The sequence below is a fragment of the Streptomyces bacillaris genome (genome assembly GCF_003268675.1).
Lineage (GTDB): Bacteria > Actinomycetota > Actinomycetes > Streptomycetales > Streptomycetaceae > Streptomyces > Streptomyces bacillaris.
On sequence record NZ_CP029378.1, the window covers coordinates 6449651 to 6472380 of the forward strand.

The following is a 22730-nucleotide window of genomic DNA, read 5'->3' on the forward strand; positions in this document are numbered from 1 at the left end:
CCGGTCGAGAGGGTGCGGGTGGGTCCCGTGCCGGACGGGCTCGAGGTGCTACAGCAGTGACCTCAGCTTCAGCAGGTCCCTGAGGCCCGCCTCCAGGCGTACGCGGCCCGCTGCCCACGCCTTCGCGAAGTTCAGGTCGCCGTCGACCAGGGCGACCAGGTCGTCGCCCGTCATCGTGAGGCGGATCTCGGCCTTCTCGCGGGGCGGGCCCTCGACCGTGTCCCGGACCTCGATCCGGCCGTCGGCCAGGCGGCCGGTGAACGTGATGTCGAGGTCCTTGATGTGACAGCTCAGCGAGCGGTCGAGCGCGGCGGCGCTGCGTACGTCGCCGTCGGCCGCCGCGAGGTTGTCGGAAAGTCTTCTCAGTGCGCTGCGGCACTCCGCCATGGTCGCCATCGTGCTCGACGGTACACCGGCCCGTCGCGGTAGCGTTTCGGCATGAGCGACTGGATGCCGGAGGCCGAGGCGCCCTCCCACGAGCCCGCCGAGCCCGCGCCGCTGGGCGTCGGGCGCACCCCCACCGGCCGGGCCGAGGTCGACGCGCTCCTGGAGCGGCTGGCCGACGCGGACCACCTCCCGGCGGACGGGCACACCGAGGTGTACGAGGATGTACACCGTGGCCTCAAGGACGCGCTGACCTCGCTGGACGCCCGTCCGGCCGCCGTACCCGGGCCGCCCGGGCCCGCAGCCGCACCCGGAACCCCTTCCGCGTACGACAACACGCACGACCACAGGAGCTGAACCGAACGTGGCAGGAGTGGCACGTCGCCGCCTCGACGCCGAGCTGGTACGCCGTAAGCTCGCCCGCTCGCGCGAGCACGCGAGTCAGCTGATCGCCGCGGGGCGGGTCACCGTCGGCCGGACCACCGCGACCAAACCCGCCACCCAGGTCGAGACGGCCGCCGCGATCGTCGTGGCCAAGGACGAGGACGACCCCGAGTACGTCTCGCGCGGCGGGCACAAGCTGGCCGGGGCGCTCGCCGCCTTCGTCCCGCGGGGTCTGGCCGTCGAGGGGCGGCGGGCGCTGGACGCCGGGGCGTCGACCGGCGGGTTCACCGACGTCCTGCTGCGGGCCGGGGCCCGGCAGGTCGTCGCCGTCGACGTCGGGTACGGGCAGCTCGCCTGGTCGCTGCAGTCCGATGAACGCGTCGTCGTCAAGGACCGTACCAACGTACGGGAGTTGACGTTGGAGGACATGGACGGGGAGGTGGTCGACCTGGTGGTGGGGGATCTGTCCTTCATTCCGCTCGGGCTCGTGCTGCCCGCCCTCGCCCGGTGCGCGGCCCCCGACGCGGACCTGGTCCTCATGGTCAAACCGCAGTTCGAGGTGGGCAAGGAGCGGCTCGGCAGCGGGGGAGTGGTGCGGAGCACGGAGCTGCGCGCCGAGGCGGTACGTGAAGTGGCGCGCCGGGCCTGGGGGCTCGGCCTCGGGGTGCGCGGGGTGACGGCCAGTCCGCTGCCCGGCCCCTCGGGGAACGTCGAATACTTTCTGTGGCTGCGGGCCGGCGCACCTGAGCTGGATCCCGCGGATGTCGACCGTGCAGTGGCGGAGGGGCCTCGTTGACGACGAATGTGACGACCGATACGGCACGAACAGTCTTCCTTCTGGCGCACACCGGCCGTCCGGCCGCGATCCGCAGTGCGGAACTCGTCGTGCAGGGGCTGCTGCGCAACGGGCTCGGCGTACGGGTCCTGGCGACCGAGGCGGCCGATCTGCCGCTCCCGGACACCGTGGAGACGGTCACCGACACCAGCCCCGCCGCCGTGGACGGCTGCGAGCTGCTGATCGTCCTCGGCGGTGACGGCACCCTGCTGCGCGGCGCGGAGTTCTCCCGCGCCTCCGGGGTGCCGATGCTCGGCGTCAACCTCGGGCGTGTCGGCTTCCTCGCGGAGGCCGAGCGCGACGACCTCGACAAGGTGGTCTCGCGGGTCGTCACCCGTGACTACGACGTCGAGGAGCGCATGACGATCGACGTCCTCGTGCACAGCAACGGGGATGTCGTGCACACCGACTGGGCGCTCAACGAGGCGGCCGTGCAGAAGGTGTCGCCCGAGCGGATGCTCGAAGTGGTCCTGGAGATCGACGGGCGTCCGGTGACCGGCTTCGGCTGCGACGGGATCGTCTGCGCGACCCCGACCGGTTCGACCGCGTACGCCTTCTCGGCGGGCGGTCCGGTCGTCTGGCCCGAGGTGGAGGCGCTGCTGATGGTCCCGATCAGCGCCCACGCCCTGTTCGCCAAGCCGCTGGTGACCTCGCCCACCTCCGTGCTGGCCGTGGAGGTCCAGCCGCACACGCCGCACGGGGTGCTCTGGTGCGACGGGCGGCGGACCGTGGAGCTGCCGGCCGGGGCCCGGGTCGAGGTGCGGCGCGGGGCGGTGCCCGTACGGCTGGCACGGCTCCACCAGGCCTCGTTCACGGACCGGCTGGTCGCGAAGTTCGCGCTGCCGGTGTCGGGGTGGCGGGGCGCCCCGCACTGAGCGGTCCGGCGGTCTTCGACGGCCCCCGCGACCCTCGGGAACGCCCGGGAACGCTCGGGAGAGTGAATCCGGGAGCGGGGGCCGTCGCGCGTCCGCCTCGGAACCTCGTAAGGTCATGTCCGTGTTGGAGGAGATGCGGATACGGTCGCTCGGAGTCATCGACGACGCGGTGGTGGAGCTGTCACCCGGCTTCACCGCGGTGACGGGTGAGACCGGCGCGGGCAAGACCATGGTCGTCACGAGCCTCGGGCTGCTGCTCGGCGGGCGCGCCGACCCCGCCCTCGTACGGGTCGGGGCGAAAGCCGCCGTCGTCGAGGGACGGATCACGGTGTCCGAGGGCGACGCGGTGGTGGCACGGGCCGAGGAGGCCGGGGCGGAACTCGACGACGGTGCGCTGCTCATCAGCCGTACCGTTTCGGCGGAGGGACGCTCCCGGGCCCATCTCGGCGGCAGGTCCGTGCCGGTCGGGGTCCTCACCGAGCTGGCGGACGAGCTGGTGGCCGTGCACGGCCAGACCGACCAGCAGGGGCTGCTCAAACCCGCGCGGCAGCGGCAGGCGCTGGACCGGTACGCCGGGGACGGGGTGGAGGTCCCGCACGCCAAGTACGCGGCGGCCTACCGGCGGCTGCGGGCCGTCGCGGCCGAGCTGGAGGAGCTGACCACCCGGGCCCGGGAGCGGGCCCAGGAGGCGGATCTGCTGCGGTTCGGGCTGAACGAGGTCGCCGCCGTCGAGCCGTTGCCGGGCGAGGACGCCGAACTGGCCGCCGAGGCGGAACGGCTCGGGCACGCCGAGGCCCTCGCCTCCGCCGCCGCCCTCGCGCACACCGCGCTGGCGGGGAACCCGGAGGACCCGGAGAGCGTCGACGCCACCACCGTGGTCGCCGCGGCCGGGCAGGCGCTGGACGGCGTCCGGGCCCATGACCCGGCGCTGGCCGCGCTGGCGGACCGGGTGGGGGAGATCTCCATCCTGCTCGCCGACGTCTCCGGCGAACTGGCCGGGTACGCGGACCAGCTCGACGCCGATCCGCTGCGGCTGGCCGCCGTGGAGGAGCGCCGGGCGGCCCTCACCACCCTGACCCGGAAGTACGGCGAGGACATCGCGGCCGTGCTCGCCTGGGCGCAGGAGGGCGCGGGCCGGCTCACCGAGCTGGAGGGTGACGACGAGCGGATCGGGGAGCTGACCGCGGAGCGGGACGCCCTGCGCGCCGAACTCTCCGTGCTGGGACAGACGTTGACCGACGCGCGGACGGAGGCGGCCGCCCGGTTCGCGGAGGCGGTCACCGAGGAGCTGGCCTCGCTCGCCATGCCGCACGCCCGGGTCTCCTTCGCCATCCGGCAGACCGAGGCGGCGGACGAGGCGTCCGGCATCGACATCGGCGGGCGGTCCGTCGTCTACGGCCCGTCGGGCGCGGACGAGGTCGAACTGCTGCTCGCCCCCCACCCGGGCGCCCAGCCCCGGCCGATCGCCAAGGGCGCGTCGGGCGGTGAGCTGTCCCGGGTGATGCTCGCGGTGGAGGTCGTCTTCGCGGGCTCCGACCCCGTGCCCACGTACCTCTTCGACGAGGTCGACGCGGGCGTCGGCGGCAAGGCGGCGGTCGAGGTCGGACGGCGCCTGGCCAAGCTCGCCCGGTCCGCGCAGGTGGTGGTCGTGACGCACCTGCCGCAGGTGGCGGCCTTCGCCGACCGGCAGTTGCTGGTCGAGAAGACCGTGGACGGCTCGGTGACCCGCAGCGGGGTCACCGTCCTGGAGGGCGAGGACCGGGTCCGCGAGCTGTCCCGGATGCTGGCCGGCCAGGAGGACTCCGAGACGGCCCGCGCCCATGCGGAGGAGCTGCTGGCGACGGCGCGCAAGGACGGGTAGCGCGGTCGGGTGTACGGGTCCGGGCGGGGAAGTTCCTGTCCGGGCCCGTCCCCGGTCCGGGCCCGTCCCCGGTCCGGGCCCTGCGTCCCCGGTCCGGGCCCTGCGTCCCCGGTCCGGGCCCTGCGTCCCCGGTCCGGGTATCTGTGTCTCCGGTCCCGGTCCCTGCGGATGTCTCCTGGGCGGAGAGCGCTCCTCGGGGCCGTGCGTGTGCCCTGCCCGCGCCCTCCGCGTGAACGGCCCCTCTGCGGCAACCCCGAGCGCCTGAATTCACCCGTGAGAGTGGTGCCGTGTGGCCGGTTGTCGCTGCGGGGCGGGCAGCAACGTTCCGGCAGTCCCGGAACGCGCGTACGGGCTGGCATCCTTGGCGCTGTACCTACCGCCGACTCGGGGACCCCGGGAGCCAATCAACGTGTCACAGCTGCGTACGGTCCAAGTCCTGGGCGGCGGCAGTGCGGGCAGCAGCGCGCACGTCGGTTCGCTGGCCGCGGGGCTGGTGGCACGCGGGGTGCAGGTCACCGTCTGCGCGCCGCAAGCGGTGGACAGCGCCTACGGCTTCGGGGCGACCGGGGCCCGCTTCCTGCCGGTGCCCCGGCGCAGCGACCCGGCCGCCGTCGCCGCGCTCCGGGCCGCCTGCACCGGGGCCGATGTGGTGCACGCGCACGGGCTGCACGCCGCCGCCCGGACCGCCCTCGCGCTCAGCGGGCGGACCGTGCCGCTGGTGATGACCTGGCACACCCGGCGGTACGCCGAGGGGGCCCGCCGCCAGATCCTGCACCTGCTGGAGCGAAGAGCCGTACGGGCAGCGGCCGTTGTCCTCGCGCCCTCATCCGATCTGGTGGACCGGGCGCGGCTCCGGGGGGCCCGGGACGCGCGGCTCGCCCCGGCCGCCGCTCCGCCGCCGCGCTCCTCCTGCACCCCGCACGAGGGCAAGGTTCGGGCCGAACTGGGGGCGGTGGGGCGGCCGTTGCTGGTGGCCGTGGGCAGTCTCGTCCCGCACCACGGCTTCGGCAACCTGCTGGACGCCGCCCGCGTCTGGCGGGGGCTCGACCCCGTACCCCTGGTGGTCGTCGCGGGGGAGGGGCGGGACCGGTCCGCGCTGCAGCGGCGGATCAGGGACGAGGAGTTGCCCGTACGGCTGGTCGGGTCCCGGGACGATGTCGGTGAGCTGATCGCCGCCGCCGATCTGGCCGTGCTGCCCAGTCGCTGGGAGGGCCGCTCGCTGCTGGCGCAGGAGGCGCTGCGCCTGGGCGTGCCGCTGGTGGCGACCGAGGTCGGTGGTGTGCCCGAACTGGTCGGTGAAGCAGCCGAGTTGGTGCCGTTCGGGAACGGGGAGGCGCTGGCGCGGGCGGTCGTACGGCTGCTGGGGGATCCGGGGCGGTGCGCCTGGCTGGCCGAGGCCGGGCGGGAGCAGGCGGCGGGCTGGCCCACCGAGGACGACACCATCGCCCATGTCCTCAGCGTGTACGACGAGTTGGCGCAGCCGTCCCCGCGCCCCCGCTGACCTAGGTGGTGTGGCGGCGGGCCCGCAGCGCCAGGCTGAGGGCCAGCACCGTCTGCGGGTCGTCCAGGTCCGTGCCCAGCAGCTCACCGATCCGGGCCAGCCGGTTGTAGAGCGTCTGGCGGTTGAGGTGCAGCTCGCGCGCGGTCTCCGCCTTGCGGCCCGCGTGCGCCAGATACGCCTGGAGCGTCGGCAGCAGCGGCGGGCGCGAGGTGCGGTCGTGCTCGCGCAGCGGACCGATCGCCCGGTTGACGAACGCCGCCAGGTCCGGGTGGTCCCGCAGCCGCCAGAGCAGCAGGTCGATGTCGAGCCGCCGGGCGTCGTACCAGGGCCGGTCGTCCAGCCCCTGCGCCGCCGCCGCCGTCTCCGCCGCGTGCCGCAGCCCCGCGCCCGCCGCCGCCCAGCTCCCCGCCACACCGACCACGACCACCGGCGGCTGCGACCCGGCCCGGTCCAGCCCCGCCCGGGCCACGCCCGCCCGCAGCGCCGCCGCGACCCGGTCCGCGACCGCCGCCCGCTCGCCCTCCGACCGCAGCCCGAGCAGCAGCGGAACCCGCCCCTCCACCGGCCGTACGCCCAGGAGCACGGGGACGCCGACCGAGGCCAGCTCCTCCAGCACCGCGCGGGCCAGCAGCGCCCAGTTGCCCGACGGGGACAGCTCGGGCGCCAGCCGCATCACGACCGGGAGCAGCGGGGTGTCCCCGGGCCGGAAGCCCAGCACCCGGGCCTGGGCGGGGGCGTCCTCCGGGGTGATCCGGCCCTCCGCGAGATCGGTGAGGAAGTCGCCCCGGCCCCGGGCCGCCAGCTCCTCCTCCTGCCGGGCCTGCATCAGGACCACCGCGAGCAGCCCCGCCGCCCGCTCGGCCGCCATCCGGTGCACGGTGGCCAGCGGCCCCGCGACGGCGAGCAGCACCAGCCGGGCCCGTACGGCACCGGTCTCCGGACCGCCGCCCGGCACGTCCACCAGGAGCGCACCCGCCGGCGGGGACTCCCGGGCCGCCCGGTCACCGCGCATCCCCTCCCAGACCTGGAGCGGGTCCGCGCCCACCGGACCCGTGCCCGTGGACGCCGCGTACAGCAGCTGGCCGTCCGGCGTCTCCAGGAAGACCGGGTTGGCGGTGAAGTCGGCCAGGATGCCGAGCACCTGCGGCACCCCGCCGCCGTCGAGCAGCGCCCGGGTGGCGCGCCGGTGCACCTCCTCCGCCTGCTGGAGCAGGGCGTAGTGCCCGTTGACGATCTCGGTGTGCACCTCCTCGGTCACCGCGACGAACGGCACCTCGCGGTGGAGCTGCACCAGCGGCAGTCCGGCCGCGCGGGCCGCGTCCACGATGGAGGCGGGCAGCCTGCTGAAGCGCGGGCCCAGCTCCACCACCAGGGCGGCGATCCCCCGGTCGGCGAGGCGGCGGACGAACGCGCGCTGCTCGGCGGGGCGGGTGCCGAGGCCCAGGCCGGTGGTGAGGAGCAGTTCGCCGCCCTTGAGGAGCGAGGCGATGTTGGGCACCTCGCCCGCGTGCACCCACCGCACCGTACGGTTCAGCCGGTCCGCGCCGGCCACCACCTCCGGGAGCCCGGCGCGCAGCCCCGGCAGCTCCAGCGCCCGCTGCACGGTGATCCCGCTCTGGCTCTCCACGTACCCGGCCCGCTTTCCCCTTGTTCCCGCCGCCCGTACCCCGGGCGTCCGTCCTGTTCAGGACGCTACCGCCCGGGGTACGGGGTGCGCATGGCAGGGGAGGCGCGGCGGGCACGGGATCAGGCGGACGTGGAGGCTCCGGACGCGATGCCGAAGGACGGGTCCGGCACCTCCTCGGGGGAGATCAGGGTGGAGGAGCGGCCGTCCACGCCCACATGGCCCCGTTCCGGGGGATCAGCGCTGGCATCGACCGCAAGTCCCCGGTCTCCTGGCCCCTGTTCGAACGCCACCGCTCGTTCCGTTACGGCGGCACCCTGCGCTCGGTCACCTACACCCCCGGCGCCCCCGGCCCCGAGTCCCCGGAAGCGGTCGCCGCAGCGCTCAAGCAGGCGGCAGCGGCCTTCGAGTGGACCCGACCCGTACGGTCCCGGGGAACCCGCCCCGGGGCCGTACGGCCCACCGGCCTCACCCCCGCGCCTCCAGCAGCCCCGCCAGCGCGCCCCGGCTCCGCCGCAACGCCTCGATCCGCTCGTCCAGGTCCGCCAGCTCCCCGTCCAGGATCGCCCGCAGCTCCGCACACCAGTCGAACCCCGGCCCCTCGCCCCGGGCGCACGGCAGCACCTGACGGATCACCTCCGTGGAGAGCCCGGCCCGCAGCAGGGCGCGGATCTTCCGTACGGAGGCGACCGCGTCCTCGTCGTAGGCGCGGTACCCGTTCGTCCCGCGCCGCGCCTCCAGCAGCCCCTGCGCCTCGTAGTACCGCAGCGACCGGGCGCTGACGCCCGTCCGCCGTGACAGCTCCCCGATCAGCATGTGCCCCCCGCCGTCCGCGCCCGTCGGCGCTTGACCTTGTCACCGGTGTCAAGCCTTAACGTCCCACCCATGAGCGACGATTCCCCGCACCTCGTGCACATCGACGGCCGCCCGGCGACCACCGACGACCTCACGCCCCTCGCCTTCGCGGGCCACGCCCACTTCACCGCGATGCAGCTCCGCGACGGCCGGGTCCGGGGCCTGGACCTCCATCTGGAGCGGCTGCGCTCCGCGTCGGTGGAGCTGTTCGGCCGGGCCCTCCCCGAGGACGTGGTCCGCGCCCGCCTCCGTACCGCCCTCGCAGGGGCTCCCACCGCCGACCTCTCGCTGACGGCCACGGTCTCCTCCACGGCCGGCGAGTTCACCGCCGCCGACGGCGACCTGACGCTCCTGATACGGACCGGACCGCCGTCCTCCGGCCCCCGCGGCCCGCTCGCCCTCGCGGCCGTGGAACACGAGCGGTTCCTGCCGCACCTCAAGCACGTCGGAGAGGTGGCCAAGACCCACCTGCTCCGGCAGGCCGCCGCCGAGGGCTTCGACGACGCCGCCTTCCTGGACCGCGAGGGCCGGTTCAGCGAGGCGACGATCTGGAACCTGGTGTTCTGGGACGGCGAGTCGGTGGTCTGGCCCGAGGCCCGGATCCTCACCGGTACGACGCTGGGCATCGTCCGCAGGCAGCTCACCGCCCTCGGCATCGCACAGCGGACCGCCCCGGTCACCCCCGCGGACCTGCCCGCCCTCGCCGGGGCGGCCGTCATGAACTCCTGGACCCCCGGCATCCCCGTCCACCGCATCGGCCCCACCGGACTGCCCGCTGCACCCCGGTTCCTGGAGGCGCTGCACGGGGCGTACGCAGCGGAACCGCCCGTCGCGCCGTGACGGGCGCGACGGGCGGTCCGGTCCGGGCTCAGCCCACGTACGCGCCGCTCGCCGTCAGCCGCAGGGCCGTGTCGATCAGGGGGACGTGGCTGAACGCCTGCGGGAAGTTGCCCACCTGACGCTGGAGGTTGGAGTCCCACTCCTCGGCCAGCAGGCCCAGGTCGTTGCGGAGCGACAGCAGCTTCTCGAAGAGCCGGCGCGCCTCGTCGACCCGGCCGATCATCGCCAGGTCGTCCGCCATCCAGAACGAGCAGGCCAGGAACGCGCCCTCGTCGCCCTCCAGGCCGTCGACGCCCGCCTCCTCGCCCTCGGTGGGGTAGCGCAGGATGAAGCCGTCCTCCGTGGACAGCTCCCGCTGGATCGCCTCGATGGTGCCGATGACCCGCTTGTCGTCCGGCGGCAGGAAGCCCATCTGCGGGATGAGGAGGAGGGAGGCGTCCAGCTCCTTGGAGCCGTAGGACTGGGTGAAGGTGTTGCGCTCCTTGTCGTAGCCGCGCTCGCAGACGTCCCGGTGGATGTCGTCGCGGAGCTCGTACCACCGCTCCAGCGGGCCCTCGACGTCCCCGGACTCCACCAGCTTGATCGTCCGGTCGACGGCGACCCACGCCATCACCTTGGAGTGCACGAAGTGGCGGCGCGGGCCGCGCACCTCCCAGATGCCCTCGTCGGGCTCCTCCCAGTGCTTCTCCAGATACTCGATCAGCTTGAGCTGGAGGCCCATCGCGTAGTCGTTGCGGGTCAGGCCGGTCATGTGCGCCAGGTGGAGCGCCTCGGTGACCTCGCCGTACACGTCGAGCTGGAGCTGGTTGGCGGCGCCGTTGCCGACGCGGACCGGGGCGGAGTTCTCGTATCCGGGCAGCCAGTCCAGCTCCGCCTCGCCCAGCTCGCGCTCGCCGGCGATGCCGTACATGATCTGCAGGTTCTCCGGGTCGCCCGCGACCGCCCGCAGCAGCCACTCGCGCCACGCCCGGGCCTCTTCCCGGTAGCCGGTGCGCAGCAGCGAGGAGAGGGTGATCGCGGCGTCCCGCAGCCAGGTGTAGCGGTAGTCCCAGTTCCGTACGCCTCCGATCTCCTCGGGGAGCGAGGTGGTCGGCGCGGCGACGATGCCGCCGGTGGGGGCGTACGTGAGGGCCTTGAGGGTGATGAGGGAGCGGACGACCGCCTCCCGGTAGGGCCCGTGGTACGTACACTGGTCGACCCATTCGCGCCAGAACAGCTCGGTGGCCTCCAGCGACCCCTCCGGGTCGGGGAGGGCGGGCGGCTCGCGGTGCGAGGGCTGCCAGCTGATCGTGAACGCCACCCGGTCGCCGGGGCCGACGGTGAAGTCGGAGTAGGTGGTGAGGTTCTCGCCGTAGGTGTCGGCCTGGGTGTCCAGCCAGACGGAGTCCGGCCCGGCGACGGCGACCGTACGGCTGTCCACCTTGTGCACCCACGGCGTCACCCGGCCGTAGCTGAACCGCATCCGCAGCTCCGAGCGCATCGGCACCCGGCCGCTGACGCCCTCCACGATCCGGATGAGCTGCGGGGCGCCGTCACGCGGCGGCATGAAATCGGTCACCCGTACGGTGCCGCGCGGCGTGTCCCACTCCGATTCCAGGATCAGCGAGTCACCGCGGTAGCGGCGCCGGTCCGCCGGGAGCGGTTCGGTCCCTTCGGCCCGCGCCGGACTCAGCCGCCAGAAGCCGTGTTCCTCGGTGCCCAGCAGTCCCGCGAAGACGGCGTGCGAATCGAAGCGGGGCAGGCACAGCCAGTCCGCCGTGCCGTCCCGGCAGACCAGGGCAGCGGTCTGCATGTCTCCGATGAGTGCGTAATCCTCGATGCGCCCGGCCACGTGCGTCTCCAGTCGAACGGCCATGTCGCCCCGTCGGGGGCGCTTACTGGGGGAGGGTCTAGGGGTCGTAGTGCGACAGACGGTCCCGTACCGGTTGAGCGGGGCTGGGTGTGCCGCCGGCCGGCCGTCTCGGCAGCGAATGTCCGAGCAGGATACGACGCGGTACGAAGATCCGCGCGACGGTCTTGACAACATTTCTGAGCTGATCGGGTGGGGCGTGAAACGACTGGGGTGATGCTGTGACGCCCCTGTGCAGGGTGTGGCCGGAAGCAGCCTCCCCCTGTCGCTGTTACCCTGGTAGCCCGTGGACCGGTGGTCGTATCCGACAGCGGACGAGGCCCCCGAACCGCAGCGACGGCACCCCGGAATCCCCGGTTCGGCGGCCGGTACGCACCTCACAACCGCGACCACGGGAGCCCCCTTTGGCTATGCAGCCCACATCCACGACGACCAAGCACATCTTCGTCACCGGGGGTGTCGCCTCCTCCCTCGGCAAGGGTCTGACTGCCTCCAGCCTGGGTGCCCTGCTCAAGGCGCGTGGCCTGCGGGTCACCATGCAGAAGCTCGACCCGTATCTCAACGTCGACCCCGGCACGATGAACCCCTTCCAGCACGGCGAGGTGTTCGTCACCAACGACGGGGCCGAGACCGACCTGGACATCGGCCACTACGAGCGCTTCCTCGACGTCGACCTCGACGGCTCCGCCAACGTCACCACCGGCCAGGTCTACTCACAGGTCATCGCCAAGGAGCGGCGCGGCGAGTACCTGGGCGACACCGTCCAGGTCATCCCGCACATCACCAACGAGATCAAGCACCGCATCCGCCGCATGGCCACCGACGACGTGGACGTCGTCATCACCGAGGTCGGCGGCACGGTCGGTGACATCGAGTCGCTGCCGTTCCTGGAGACCGTCCGCCAGGTCCGCCACGAGGTCGGCCGGGACAACGTCTTCGTCGTGCACATCTCGCTGCTGCCCTACATCGGCCCCTCCGGCGAGCTGAAGACCAAGCCGACGCAGCACTCGGTCGCCGCCCTGCGCAACATCGGTATTCAGCCGGATGCGATCGTGCTCCGCGCCGACCGTGAGGTCCCGACCTCCATCAAGCGCAAGATCTCGCTGATGTGCGACGTGGACGAGGCCGCGGTGGTCGCCGCGATCGACGCCAAGTCGATCTACGACATCCCCAAGGTGCTGCACACCGAGGGACTGGACGCCTATGTCGTCCGCAAGCTCGACCTGCCCTTCCGGGACGTCGACTGGACCACCTGGGACGACCTGCTGGACCGGGTCCACAACCCCGACCACGAGGTCACCGTCGCCCTGGTCGGCAAGTACATCGACCTGCCCGACGCCTACCTCTCGGTCACCGAGGCCATCCGCGCCGGCGGCTTCGCCAACAAGGCCCGGGTCAAGGTCAAGTGGGTCACCTCCGACGACTGCCGTACCGCCGCCGGTGCCGCCGAGCACCTGGGCGACGTGGACGGCATCCTCATCCCCGGCGGCTTCGGCGAGCGCGGGGTCGACGGCAAGGTCGGCGCCATCCGCTACGCCCGCGAGAACAAGGTCCCGCTGCTCGGCCTCTGCCTCGGCCTCCAGTGCATCGTGATCGAGGCCGCGCGGAACCTGGCCGAGATCCCCGACGCCAACTCCACCGAGTTCGACGCGGCCACCGCCCACCCGGTCATCTCGACCATGGAGGAGCAGCTCGCCTACGTCGAGGGCGCGGGCGACCTGGGCGGCACCATGCGGCTCGGCCTCTACCCGGCCAAGCTGGCCGAGGGCTCCGTCGTGCGCGAGGCGTACGCCGGTGAGCCGTACGTCGAGGAGCGCCACCGCCACCGCTACGAGGTCAACAACGCCTACCGCGGCGAGCTGGAGAAGAAGGCCGGACTGGTCTTCTCCGGCACCTCCCCGGACAACAAGCTCGTCGAGTACGTGGAGTACCCGCGCGAGGTCCACCCCTACCTGGTCGCCACCCAGGCCCACCCGGAGCTGCGCTCCCGCCCGACCCGCCCCCACCCGCTCTTCGCGGGCCTGGTGAAGGCAGCCGTCGAGCGCAAGGTCGGCGCGGGCAAGTAACACCGAGGCATTACGGTTGACCGGGGTACGGATCCTGCTCGCAGGACGCGTACCCCGGTTTCTCGTTTCGGCACATGGCACGTGGTACGTGGGAGGACGCACATGGGGATCCAGGACACGCCCGAGGAGTGGCAGGTCACGGCGACCGTCACCCCCTTCACGGGCAACAAGACCAGCGTCCGCACGGACCAGGTGGTGATGCCGGACGGCTCCGTCCACGGCCGTGACTACCAGGTCCACCCCGGCTCCGTCGCGGTCCTCGCGATCGACGAGGACGACCAGGTCATCGTCGTACGCCAGTACCGCCACCCGGTCCGCCAACGGCTCTGGGAGATCCCCGCCGGGCTGCTGGACGTCCCCGGCGAGAACCCGCTGCACGCCGCCCAGCGCGAGCTGTACGAGGAGGCGCACGTCAAGGCCGAGGAGTGGCGGGTGCTCACCGACGTCTACACCACGCCCGGCGGCTGCGACGAGGCCGTACGGATCTTCCTCGCCCGGGGCCTCTCCGACGTGGAGGGCGAGCGGTTCGAGGTCTCCGAGGAGGAGGCCGACATGGAGCAGGCCCGCATCCCGCTGCCCGAGCTGGTCCGCTCGGTGATCGCGGGGGACCTGCACAACAACTGCCTGGTCGTCGGGGTGCTCGCGCTCACCGCCGTCCGCGCGGGCGACGGCGTCGACTCGCTCCGCCCGGCCGACGCGCCCTGGCCGGCCCGCCCCTTCGAGGCCTGACGGGCCGTCGGCCCAGTCCCTCGGCCCTTCGGCCGAAGGTGGCCGGATGCAGTCGGACAATCAGAAGAGATGCTGATCCGATCGAGGGATGTTTCCCCCGGGGTCGGCGCCGCTCGGCAGTGATCCACACCGCCGCTGAACTACGCTCGAAAGGCCCCCACCGGAGCTCCGGCGGGGCACCGCGTGCAGTGAAGTGGAGCGTGGCTCGTGACCGATCAGGCGGTGGACACCAGCGGCCCGGCCGAAGCTGCGGGGACCCAGGAGCCGCCCGGCGCCGCCCCGCCCCGATTCTTCGGCAGGGAACGGGAGTTGAAGGCCCTGCGGGCCGACATCGAACGCGTCGGCCTGGACACCCTGGCCGGCCGCAAGGCCCCCCGCGCCCGGGTCCTGCTCATCGCCGGCCGCCCCGGCTCCGGCCGCAGCGCCCTCGCCGCCGAACTCGCGGGCGCCCTCACGGGGACGGGCCCGGCCCCCGCCGACGCCTCCGGGCCCGCGACCGGAACGGGCGCGCTGCCGTGGGCCGTTGCCGGTACGGGCTCCGGCGACTACCCGGACGGGGTGCTCCGGGTCGGCCTCACCGAACCCGGCGGCGACCCCGTCCCCACCGAACGCACCGCGGCCGAGATCCTCGGACTGCTCGGGCTCGCCGTCCCGCCCGGCGCCGACCAGGACGAGCTGTCCGAGATGGTCCGCGAGGCCCTCGCCGTACGCCGTCTCGTCCTGCTGCTCGACGACGCGGCCGACGCCGAACAGGTCGACCCGCTGCTCCCGGAGAACCCGGACTGCCTGGTCGTCGCCACCGCCACCGGCCCGCTGACCGGCATCCCCGACGTCCGGCCCTGCACCCTCGGCGGCCTTGAGGCGGGCGCGGCCGTCCAGCTGCTGGCCCGCGCCATCGGCCAGGTCCGCATCACCGTCGACCCGCGCACTGCCGAGAGCCTGGCCGAGGAGTGCGGGGGCCAGCCCGCCGCGCTCACCCTGATCGGCGGCTGGCTGGCCACCCGCCCCATGGCCTCCGTCGCGGACGTCACCAAGCAGCTCCACGACCTTCCGGACTCCGGCGACCCCCAGCCCACCGGCGCCCGCCCGCTGGCCCGCGCCTTCCGCCTGGTCCACGACTCGCTGCCGCAGGCCGCCGCCCGGATACTGCGGCTGCTCGCCCTCGCCCCCGCCGGACTGGCCGACGCCCACACGGCCTCCGCGCTGGCCGGCTGCTCGGTCTCGGCCGCCGAGAAGACCCTGGACGACTTCGTGAAGCTCGGGCTGCTGCGCACGGACGGCGCCGCCCACCCCCAGTACGGCATCCCCGGCTGCCTCGCCCCGATGCTGTGGGCCCTGCTGGAGGAGCGCGACCGCCCCGCCGAGATCCAGCTCGCCCGCGCCCGGATGCTGGAGCGGACCGTACGGAGGCTCCAGGCCTGCCGGGCGGTCACCGAACCGGAGGGCACCACCGCCCACCGCAGGCTGGCGGGCCTGCCCCGCTCCCTGCGCTTCCCCAACGCCGAGGAGGCGGGCGTCTGGCTGCGGCTGCGCCAACCCGCCCTGCTGGCCTCCGCCCGGCTCGCCGTGGCCGACGGCGAGCTGGACACCCTGGCCCGCCGCCTGATCGCCGCCCTGGTCCGGGCGCTCGCAGCGCACCGGGGCACCGAGGCCGCCGCCCCCGAGCTGTACGGGCTGCACGGCCTGGTCCTGGACGTGGCCGAGCGCCGGAACCTGCCCCGTGAGCAGGCGGCGGCCCTGCTGAACCTGGCGGACCTGGACGCCCGCACCGGCCGCCCCCGCGACGCCCTGACCCGCTACCGGGCCGCCCTGGACGCCGGGCGGGCCGCCGGCGACCTGTACGCGACGGGCCGCGCGATGGAATCCGTAGGCAGTACGTACGCCGAGCTGGGCGACTTCCACCGGGCCTCCGACTGGTACGGCCGGGCCCTCGGCCAGCGCCTCACCCAGGGCGAGCGGGCCGACGAGGCACGGCTCTACGGGCGGCTCGGGGCCGTCCACAGCTACGCCGGGCGGTACGGCGAGGCGCTGCGGAACTGGCGGGCCGCCGCCGCGGGCCACCGCAGGCTCGGCGACCTGGCGGCCCAGGCGCGGGCGCTCAGCGAGGCGGCCCGGGTCCAGGAGTACGCGGGGCGGCCGCACGAGGCGCTGCAGACCTGCCGGGAGGCGGCCGAGCTGGCCCGTCGCGCCGATGACGTGCGGCTTCAGGCGGCGCTCCAGCTCCGGCTGGCCGACACCCTGGACCGGCTCGGTGATCCGGCGGCGGCCCGGCTGCACCGGTCCGCTGCTGACAGATTGCTGGGGGAGGAGGGTTCTGCCTACGAAATCCGCAGTGCTTCGACGGAAAGTTAATGCTTTGTAAGGCTAGACAGCGCGAAGTCCTTCATTAGACTGGCTCTGCCGCGTTCCTCCGTGGCGTCTCCATTTATGATGTATCTATCCGGGTCTGCACCGCTGTGTCCGGATTACCCTCCGAGCCAAGGACCGTGATCGACGTGAAGGTCGGCATCCCCCGCGAAGTCAAGAACAACGAGTTCCGGGTGGCGATCACCCCCGCCGGAGTGCATGAGCTCGTCCGCCACGGCCACGAGGTCGTCATCGAGCACGACGCCGGCGTCGGCTCGTCCATCCCGGACGAGGAGTACGTCGCCGCCGGTGCGCAGATCCTGGCCACCGCCGACGAGGTCTGGGCCGCCGCCGACCTGCTGCTCAAGGTCAAGGAGCCGGTCGCCGAGGAGTACCACCGCCTCCGCAAGGACCAGACCCTCTTCACGTACCTGCACCTCGCCGCCTCCCGCGAGTGCACCGACGCGCTGCTGACCTCCGGCACCACCGCCATCGCCTACGAGACGGTCGAGACCGCCAACCGCGCGCTCCCGCTGCTCGCCCCGATGTCCGAGGTCGCGGGCCGCCTCGCCCCGCAGGTCGGCGCCTACCACCTGATGCGCTCGGTCGGCGGCCGGGGTGTGCTCCCCGGCGGTGTCCCCGGCACCCACGCGGGCGAGGCCGTCGTCATCGGCGGCGGTGTCTCCGGCTGGAACGCCACGCAGATCGCCGTGGGTCTCGGCTTCCACGTCACGCTGCTCGACCGCGACATCAACAAGCTCCGCGAGGCCGACAAGATCTTCGGCACCAAGGTGAAGACCGTCGTCTCCAACGCCTTCGAGCTGGAGAAGGCCGTCGTCGAGGCCGACCTCGTCATCGGCGCCGTGCTCATCCCCGGTGCCAAGGCCCCGAAGCTGGTCACCAACGAGCTGGTCGCCAAGATGAAGCCCGGAAGTGTCCTTGTCGACATTGCGATCGACCAGGGCGGCTGCTTCGAGGACTCGCACCCGACCACCCACGCCGAGCCGACCTTCCCGGTCCACGGATCGGTCTTCTACTGCGTCGCCAACATGCCCGGCGCGGTCCCGAACACCTCCACCTACGCGCTCACCAACGCCACGCTGCCCTACATCGTGGAGCTGGCGAACCGTGGCTGGGCCGACGCCCTGCGCCGTGACGCCGCCCTGGCCAAGGGCCTCAACACCCATGAGGGACAGGTCGTTTACCGCGAGGTGGCCGAGGCGCACGGTCTCCCGCACGTCGAGCTGAGCACCCTGCTCGGCTGACGGGTCAACACCTCCCGTCAACATCGGGACTCCGGCCGGACCTTGCCGAGCAAGGTCCGGCCGGACGCGTACCGGGCCCCGTGAGGCCCGCGCGCAACTCGCCTCGAACGTAACCCTTTACCCGTTTCGTGCTGCGGCGAAATGTGCGGCTTGCTCGCTGTGCACCCTTGACAGCGAGGCGTTCGATTGCCGACACATCGGGCCGGGTCCGGCGGATTGTGTTGCTGCGGACCGGTGACACGCCATAGAGTCGCCAATCGTCGGCATGGTGCCACGCTGACCTATCGATAAGTTTCCTGGTCACGTCCAAGGAGGTAAGACGACTTGTGAATGAGTCGACAATTACTCCCGGGGGTGGTCAACCAGGGATGCCTGCACGGGGTCTGAGCCCGATCGGGCTCGAAGCTGTCGGCTCCGTCGCGGTCCGCACCTTCGCCACCCAACAGCACATGACGACAGCCCCCCAGATGATGGACGGCCTACACGTGAACGCCACGGCCGGCAACGAGAGTGGCCGGAACACCGACCGCTTCGCCGACTTCGCCGAGGTGCCCGAGGGGCACTTCTACGACCCCGACGCCGAGTACGAGCCCGATCCGGAGTACGCGGCCACGCTCGCGCCCGACGCCGCGCGCCAGCGCCGCGAGCGCATCGGCCCCACCGGACGGCCCCTGCCGTACTTCCCGATCCCGGGTCCCCTGACCGACCACGGCCCCGCGAAGATCATCGCGATGTGCAACCAGAAGGGTGGCGTCGGCAAGACCACGTCGACCATCAACCTGGGTGCCGCGCTCGCCGAGTACGGCCGCCGTGTCCTGCTCGTCGACTTCGACCCGCAGGGCGCCCTCTCCGTCGGCCTCGGGGTCAACCCGATGGAGCTGGACCTCACCGTCTACAACCTGCTCATGGAGCGGGGCATGGCGGCCGACGAGGTCCTGCTGAAGACCGCCGTCCCCAACATGGACCTGCTGCCGAGCAACATCGACCTCTCGGCCGCCGAGGTGCAGCTCGTCAGCGAGGTGGCCCGCGAGTCCACCCTCCAGCGCGCCCTGAAGCCGCTGATGGCCGACTACGACTACATCGTGATCGACTGTCAGCCCTCGCTCGGCCTGCTCACCGTCAACGCCCTGACGGCGGCCCACAAGGTCATAGTGCCGCTGGAGTGCGAGTTCTTCGCGCTGCGCGGGGTGGCGCTGCTCACCGAGACCATCGAGAAGGTCCAGGAGCGGCTCAACCCCGAGCTGGAGCTGGACGGCATCCTCGCCACCATGTACGACTCCCGTACGGTGCACAGCCGCGAGGTCCTGGCCCGCGTCGTCGAGGCCTTCGACGAGCACGTCTACCACACCGTCATCGGGCGCACGGTCCGCTTCCCGGAGACCACGGTCGCCGGTGAGCCCATCACCACCTACGCCTCCAACTCGGTCGGTGCCGCCGCCTATCGCCAGCTCGCCAGGGAGGTGCTCGCCCGGTGTCACGCCGAGTGAGTCTGCCCGGGGCCGACGAACTGTTCCGTACGACCGGGGGAGGCATGGGCCTGCAGTCCTCCTCCCCGGCGGACCGGCGACGCAAGGCGAACGGCGAACCGCGGGTGCCCGCACCGGCGGGGGAGAGCGACCCCGCGGCCCGGGCCGAGACCGGTGAGGAGCACGCCTCCGCCGACGCCGACGACACGCGCGCCCGGGGCGGCGAGGGCGACCGCAGGACCGCCGCCGCTGCCCCCGCCGCTCCCGCCTCCGCCCCGGCCGGCGAACGGACCGCGGCCGCCGCACCGGCGGAGCAGCCACCGGCCGTCCAGCAGCAGCGCAGGCGCGGCACCGGACGCGGGGCGAACCGCCGTCCCAGCGGCCGGGAGCGCCACGACGAGAAGATCACGGTCTACGTCTCCGCCGAGGAGCTGATGGACCTCGAACACGCCCGGCTCGTCCTGCGCGGCGAGCACGGCCTCGCCGTCGACCGCGGCCGGATCGTCCGTGAGGCGGTGGCGGTGGTCCTCGCCGACCTGGAGTCCCGGGGCGACGCGAGCATCCTCGTACGGCGGCTGCGCGGCCGCTGACCGGTACCCCGCCGGTAGCCTGCCGGAGGGACCCGCCGACCCGGCGGGCCCTCCGCGCCCCGCACCACCCCCTGGACCACCATGCCGACGCCCCCCGACCCCACCGCCCCGCGCCGCCGTGCCCTGGGGCGGGGGCCGGGGGTGGCGGAACCGAGGGTGGCACCGCCCGCGCAGCCCGCGCCGGAGCCGGAGGCCGTACGGGGGCCGGAAGCCGTTCCCGTACCGGAAGCGCCGGAAGCCGTGCCGGACGTACCGGAAGCCGCGCCGGAGCGGGTGCCGGAGCCGGAGGCCGTACGAGAGCCCGGGACGGCCCCCGTACCGGAGCCGGGGGACGTACGGGAGCCGGAGACCGCACCGGAACCGGGGGACGTACCGGAGCGTGAAAGCGACGACAGGCGGTTCACCGTTCGGCTGGTGAACTTCGAGGGGCCCTTCGATCTGCTCCTCCAGCTGATCTCCAAGCACAAGCTGGACGTCACCGAGGTCGCGCTCTCCAAGGTCACCGACGAGTTCATGGCGCACATCCGCGCCATGGGCCCCGACTGGGACCTCGACCAGACCACCGAGTTCCTCGTCGTCGCCGCCACCCTGCTCGACCTCAAGGCCGCCCGGCTGCTGCCCGCCGCCGAGGTGGAGGACGAGGCGGACCTGGCGCTCCTGGAGGCGCGGGACCTGCTCTTCGCGCGGCTGCTCCAGTACCGCGCGTACAAGCAGATCGCCGACATCTTCAGCGGCCGTCTGGAGGCGGAGGCCCGCCGCCACCCCCGTACCGTCGGCCTGGAGGACCACCACGCGGAGCTGCTGCCCGAGGTGGTCATCAGCATCGGGCCCGAGGGGTTCGCCAAGCTGGCCGTCAAGGCGATGCAGCCGAAGCCCAAGCCCCAGGTGTACGTGGACCACATCCACGCCCCCCTGGTCAGCGTGCGGGAGCAGGCGGGCCTCGTGGTGGAGCGGCTGCGCGCGGCCGGGGCGGCGGTCAGCTTCCGCAGCCTCACCGAGGACGCGCCGGACACCCTCACCGTGGTGGCCCGCTTCCTGGCCCTGCTGGAGCTGTACCGGGAGAAGGCCGTCACCCTGGACCAGGACGAGGCGCTGGGCGACCTGCTGGTCACCTGGTGCGGCGGGGAGGGCGCGGAGCCGGTGGTGACGGACGAGTTCGACCAGGAGCTGAACGGGACGGCCGAGCAGGAGGAGGACGTACGGGATGAGTGAGCAGCCGGTCCAGGGGGACGGCACGGGCGCGGTCGCCTCGCTCGACCTGAAGCCCGCCCTCGAAGCGGTCCTCATGGTCGTCGACGAACCCGCCACCGTCGACCAGCTGGCCAAGGTGCTCCAGCGGCCCCGGCGGGCCGTGGCGGACGCCCTGCGGGAGCTGGCCGACGAGTACACCGTGCAGCGCCGGGGCTTCGACCTGCGGCTCGTCGCGGGCGGCTGGCGGTTCTACACCCGCCCGGAGTACGCGGCGGCCGTCGAGGGCTTCGTCCTGGACGGCCAGCACGCCCGGCTGACCCAGGCCGCGCTGGAGACCCTGGCGGTGGTCGCCTACCGGCAGCCGGTGAGCCGGTCGCGGGTCTCGGCGGTGCGCGGGGTGAACTGCGACGGCGTCATGCGGACCCTCCTCCAAAGGGGTCTGGTGGCCGAGGCGGGCGCGGAACCCGAAACAGGTGCGATCCTGTACAGGACGACGAACTACTTTCTGGAGCGCATGGGCCTGCGAGGCCTGGACGAGCTCCCGGAGCTCGCGCCCTTCCTCCCGGAGGCGGACGCGATCGAGGCTGAGACGCTAGAGGGTGTGCCGTCGTTCGATCCGGACGCACCGGACACCCCGGATACTCACGCAGACGACAAGACGGAATTTTGATGCGAAGCAGTGGCAGGAACAGCGGAAGCGGCAGCGGCGGCAGCGGCCGGAACCCCCGGAGCGGCGGCGGTCAGGGCGGACGCCCCGGCGGCCAGGGCGGTCGCGGGGGCAGCCAGGGAGGCCGTCCCGGCGGTCAGGGCGGGCGCCCCTCCGGCCAGGGCGGGCGTCCGGGCTCCCAGGGCGGCCGTAGCTCCACGGGCGGCCGTAGCTCCCAGGGCGGGCGTGGCTTCCAGGGCGGCGGCCGGGACGAGCAGGAGCAGCGCCCCCGCCGTCCCCGCCCCGAGGAGCGCCGCTACGACGTGGGCAACGACGCCCCCGGCGGCCGGGACGGCCAGGACGGCCCCCGCAAGGGCCGCGGCGCGGCGGCCCGCGGCGGCGCCAAGGGCGGCCCGAAGCCCGCACAGGGCGGCGGCCGCGGCGGTGGCCCCCGCCGGGGTGCCCCGGCGCGCCCCCGCGAGCTGGACGCCAAGATCGAGCAGCGCAACCGCGACCGGTACGCGAACAAGCCCGACATCAAGCTCCCCAAGACCCACCCGGGCGCCGAGCAGGAGGGCGAGCGGCTGCAGAAGGTCCTCGCCCGGGCCGGCATGGGCTCGCGCCGCGCGTGCGAGGAGCTGATCGAGCAGGCCCGCGTCGAGGTCAACGGCGAGATCGTCGTCGAGCAGGGCATGCGCGTCGACGTCCACAAGGACGAGATCAAGGTCGACGGGCTGACCGTCGCCGCGCAGTCGTACCTCTTCTTCGCGCTGAACAAGCCCGCCGGGGTCGTCTCCTCGATGGAGGACCCGGACGGCCGCCAGTGCCTCGGCGACTACGTGACCAACCGCGAGACGCGGCTGTTCCACGTCGGCCGGCTCGACACCGAGACCGAGGGCATCATCATGCTCACCAACCACGGTGAGCTGGCCCACCGCCTCACGCACCCCAAGTACGGCGTGAAGAAGACCTACCTGGCCGCCATCCAGGGCCCCCTGCCGCGCGACCTCGGCAAGCGGCTCAAGGACGGCATCCAGCTCGAGGACGGGTACGCCCGAGCCGACCACTTCCGGGTCGTCGAGAACACCGGCAAGAACTACCTGGTCGAGGTCACCCTCCACGAGGGCCGCAAGCACATCGTGCGCCGGATGCTGGCCGAGGCGGGCTTCCCGGTCGAGCGGCTGGTGCGGACGTCCTTCGGGCCGATCCCGCTGGGCGACCAGAAGTCCGGCTGGCTGCGCCGCCTCACCAACACCGAGGTCGGCATGCTGATGCGCGAGGTCGGTCTCTAGCCGGCACCCGCACCCACGCGAAGGCCCGCGGCCGGTATCCGTTCGGAAAGTTCGAACAGAACCGGCCGCGGGCCTTTTGCCGCCCTCGCCCACCCTTTATAGTCAGAGTGACTATTAAGAAGGAGGCGGGC

The 22730-nt window shown here is 73.2% G+C and carries 20 protein-coding genes and 1 pseudogene; 16 read left to right on the top strand and 5 right to left on the bottom strand.

The genetic code is table 11. The features are described 5' to 3' along the window. Nucleotides 1–48 precede the first annotated feature (48 nt). On the bottom strand, nt 49–396 hold the full coding sequence (locus tag DJ476_RS28075) for an SCP2 sterol-binding domain-containing protein (RefSeq protein ID WP_103418606.1): 348 nt from the start codon (nt 394–396) through the stop codon (nt 49–51). Between the two features lie 42 nt (nt 397–438). Here DJ476_RS28075 and DJ476_RS28080 point away from each other — a divergent pair, with 42 nt between their 5' ends. The 5 genes from DJ476_RS28080 to DJ476_RS28100 all read left to right on the top strand — a co-directional run bounded on the left by DJ476_RS28080 (nt 439) and on the right by DJ476_RS28100 (nt 5840). Then, on the top strand, nt 439–741 hold the full coding sequence (locus DJ476_RS28080; RefSeq protein ID WP_103418607.1) for a hypothetical protein: 303 nt from the start codon (nt 439–441) through the stop codon (nt 739–741). 7 nt (nt 742–748) lie between these two features. Further along, nucleotides 749–1564: a TlyA family RNA methyltransferase gene (locus DJ476_RS28085; protein ID WP_112491825.1), complete on the top strand. Its 816-nt coding sequence runs from the start codon at nt 749–751 to the stop codon at nt 1562–1564. A gap of 8 nt (nt 1565–1572) precedes the next feature. Then, nucleotides 1573–2478, top strand: a complete 906-nt coding sequence (locus DJ476_RS28090; RefSeq protein WP_070200450.1) for an NAD kinase — start codon at nt 1573–1575, stop codon at nt 2476–2478. A 115-nt stretch (nt 2479–2593) separates the two neighbouring features. Beyond that, the gene (gene recN / locus DJ476_RS28095) at nt 2594–4339 is read left to right on the top strand and encodes a DNA repair protein RecN (RefSeq protein WP_112491826.1); all 1746 of its coding nucleotides are present in this window, start codon (nt 2594–2596) and stop codon (nt 4337–4339) included. A gap of 409 nt (nt 4340–4748) precedes the next feature. Continuing rightward, nucleotides 4749–5840: a glycosyltransferase family 4 protein gene (locus DJ476_RS28100; protein WP_112491827.1), complete on the top strand. Its 1092-nt coding sequence runs from the start codon at nt 4749–4751 to the stop codon at nt 5838–5840. A gap of 1 nt (nt 5841) precedes the next feature. Here DJ476_RS28100 and DJ476_RS28105 read toward each other — a convergent pair whose 3' ends face one another. Both DJ476_RS28105 and DJ476_RS34665 read right to left on the bottom strand, forming a co-directional pair. Then, nucleotides 5842–7467, bottom strand: a complete 1626-nt coding sequence (locus tag DJ476_RS28105) for a PucR family transcriptional regulator (RefSeq protein ID WP_103418610.1) — start codon at nt 7465–7467, stop codon at nt 5842–5844. 119 nt (nt 7468–7586) lie between these two features. Further along, nucleotides 7587–7757 carry a hypothetical protein gene (locus DJ476_RS34665; RefSeq protein ID WP_162638560.1) on the bottom strand — a complete coding sequence of 57 codons (171 nt, stop codon included), beginning with the start codon at nt 7755–7757 and terminating at the stop codon, nt 7587–7589. Between DJ476_RS34665 and DJ476_RS35830 the strand changes: the two are divergent. Continuing rightward, nucleotides 7683–7874, top strand: a pseudogene (locus tag DJ476_RS35830) (hypothetical protein); the annotation flags it as partial. The gene DJ476_RS34665 and the pseudogene DJ476_RS35830 overlap by 75 nt on opposite strands. Nucleotides 7875–7932: 58 nt before the next feature. Here the strand turns inward: DJ476_RS35830 and DJ476_RS28115 are convergent. Next, a complete protein-coding gene (locus DJ476_RS28115) occupies nt 7933–8280 on the bottom strand; it encodes a MerR family transcriptional regulator (RefSeq protein ID WP_103418611.1) in 348 nt (115 codons plus the stop codon). Nucleotides 8281–8349: 69 nt separating this feature from the next. Here DJ476_RS28115 and DJ476_RS28120 point away from each other — a divergent pair, with 69 nt between their 5' ends. Further along, nucleotides 8350–9159, top strand: a complete 810-nt coding sequence (locus tag DJ476_RS28120; RefSeq protein WP_112491828.1) for an aminotransferase class IV family protein — start codon at nt 8350–8352, stop codon at nt 9157–9159. A 28-nt stretch (nt 9160–9187) separates the two neighbouring features. On the opposite strand, the gene DJ476_RS28125 is transcribed toward DJ476_RS28120, so the two are convergent. Then, nucleotides 9188–10990, bottom strand: a complete 1803-nt coding sequence (locus DJ476_RS28125) for a glycoside hydrolase family 15 protein (RefSeq protein WP_103418613.1) — start codon at nt 10988–10990, stop codon at nt 9188–9190. Between the two features lie 428 nt (nt 10991–11418). Between DJ476_RS28125 and DJ476_RS28130 the strand changes: the two genes are divergently transcribed. The 9 genes from DJ476_RS28130 to DJ476_RS28170 all read left to right on the top strand — a co-directional run bounded on the left by DJ476_RS28130 (nt 11419) and on the right by DJ476_RS28170 (nt 22599). After that, on the top strand, nt 11419–13074 hold the full coding sequence (locus tag DJ476_RS28130; protein ID WP_103418614.1) for a CTP synthase: 1656 nt from the start codon (nt 11419–11421) through the stop codon (nt 13072–13074). A 102-nt stretch (nt 13075–13176) separates the two neighbouring features. Next, nucleotides 13177–13803, top strand: a complete 627-nt coding sequence (locus tag DJ476_RS28135; protein ID WP_103418615.1) for an NUDIX domain-containing protein — start codon at nt 13177–13179, stop codon at nt 13801–13803. Nucleotides 13804–14010: 207 nt separating this feature from the next. Beyond that, nucleotides 14011–16155 carry a tetratricopeptide repeat protein gene (locus tag DJ476_RS28140; protein ID WP_112491829.1) on the top strand — a complete coding sequence of 715 codons (2145 nt, stop codon included), beginning with the start codon at nt 14011–14013 and terminating at the stop codon, nt 16153–16155. A 143-nt stretch (nt 16156–16298) separates the two neighbouring features. Beyond that, nucleotides 16299–17414: an alanine dehydrogenase gene (ald, locus tag DJ476_RS28145; RefSeq protein WP_112492646.1), complete on the top strand. Its 1116-nt coding sequence runs from the start codon at nt 16299–16301 to the stop codon at nt 17412–17414. Between the two features lie 368 nt (nt 17415–17782). Then, the gene (locus tag DJ476_RS28150; protein ID WP_018488026.1) at nt 17783–18901 is read left to right on the top strand and encodes a ParA family protein; all 1119 of its coding nucleotides are present in this window, start codon (nt 17783–17785) and stop codon (nt 18899–18901) included. Further along, nucleotides 18898–19470: a hypothetical protein gene (locus DJ476_RS28155; protein ID WP_181006541.1), complete on the top strand. Its 573-nt coding sequence runs from the start codon at nt 18898–18900 to the stop codon at nt 19468–19470. The genes DJ476_RS28150 and DJ476_RS28155 overlap by 4 nt, the downstream gene beginning before the upstream one ends. 81 nt (nt 19471–19551) lie before the next feature. Then, the gene (locus tag DJ476_RS28160) at nt 19552–20682 is read left to right on the top strand and encodes a segregation/condensation protein A (RefSeq protein WP_112491830.1); all 1131 of its coding nucleotides are present in this window, start codon (nt 19552–19554) and stop codon (nt 20680–20682) included. Beyond that, nucleotides 20675–21331, top strand: coding sequence for an SMC-Scp complex subunit ScpB (gene scpB, locus DJ476_RS28165; protein WP_070200462.1), 657 nt, complete (start codon nt 20675–20677; stop codon nt 21329–21331). Before DJ476_RS28160 ends, scpB begins: the two co-directional genes overlap by 8 nt. Further along, nucleotides 21331–22599: a pseudouridine synthase gene (locus tag DJ476_RS28170; protein WP_103418619.1), complete on the top strand. Its 1269-nt coding sequence runs from the start codon at nt 21331–21333 to the stop codon at nt 22597–22599. The genes scpB and DJ476_RS28170 overlap by 1 nt, the downstream gene beginning before the upstream one ends. Nucleotides 22600–22730 lie beyond the last annotated feature (131 nt).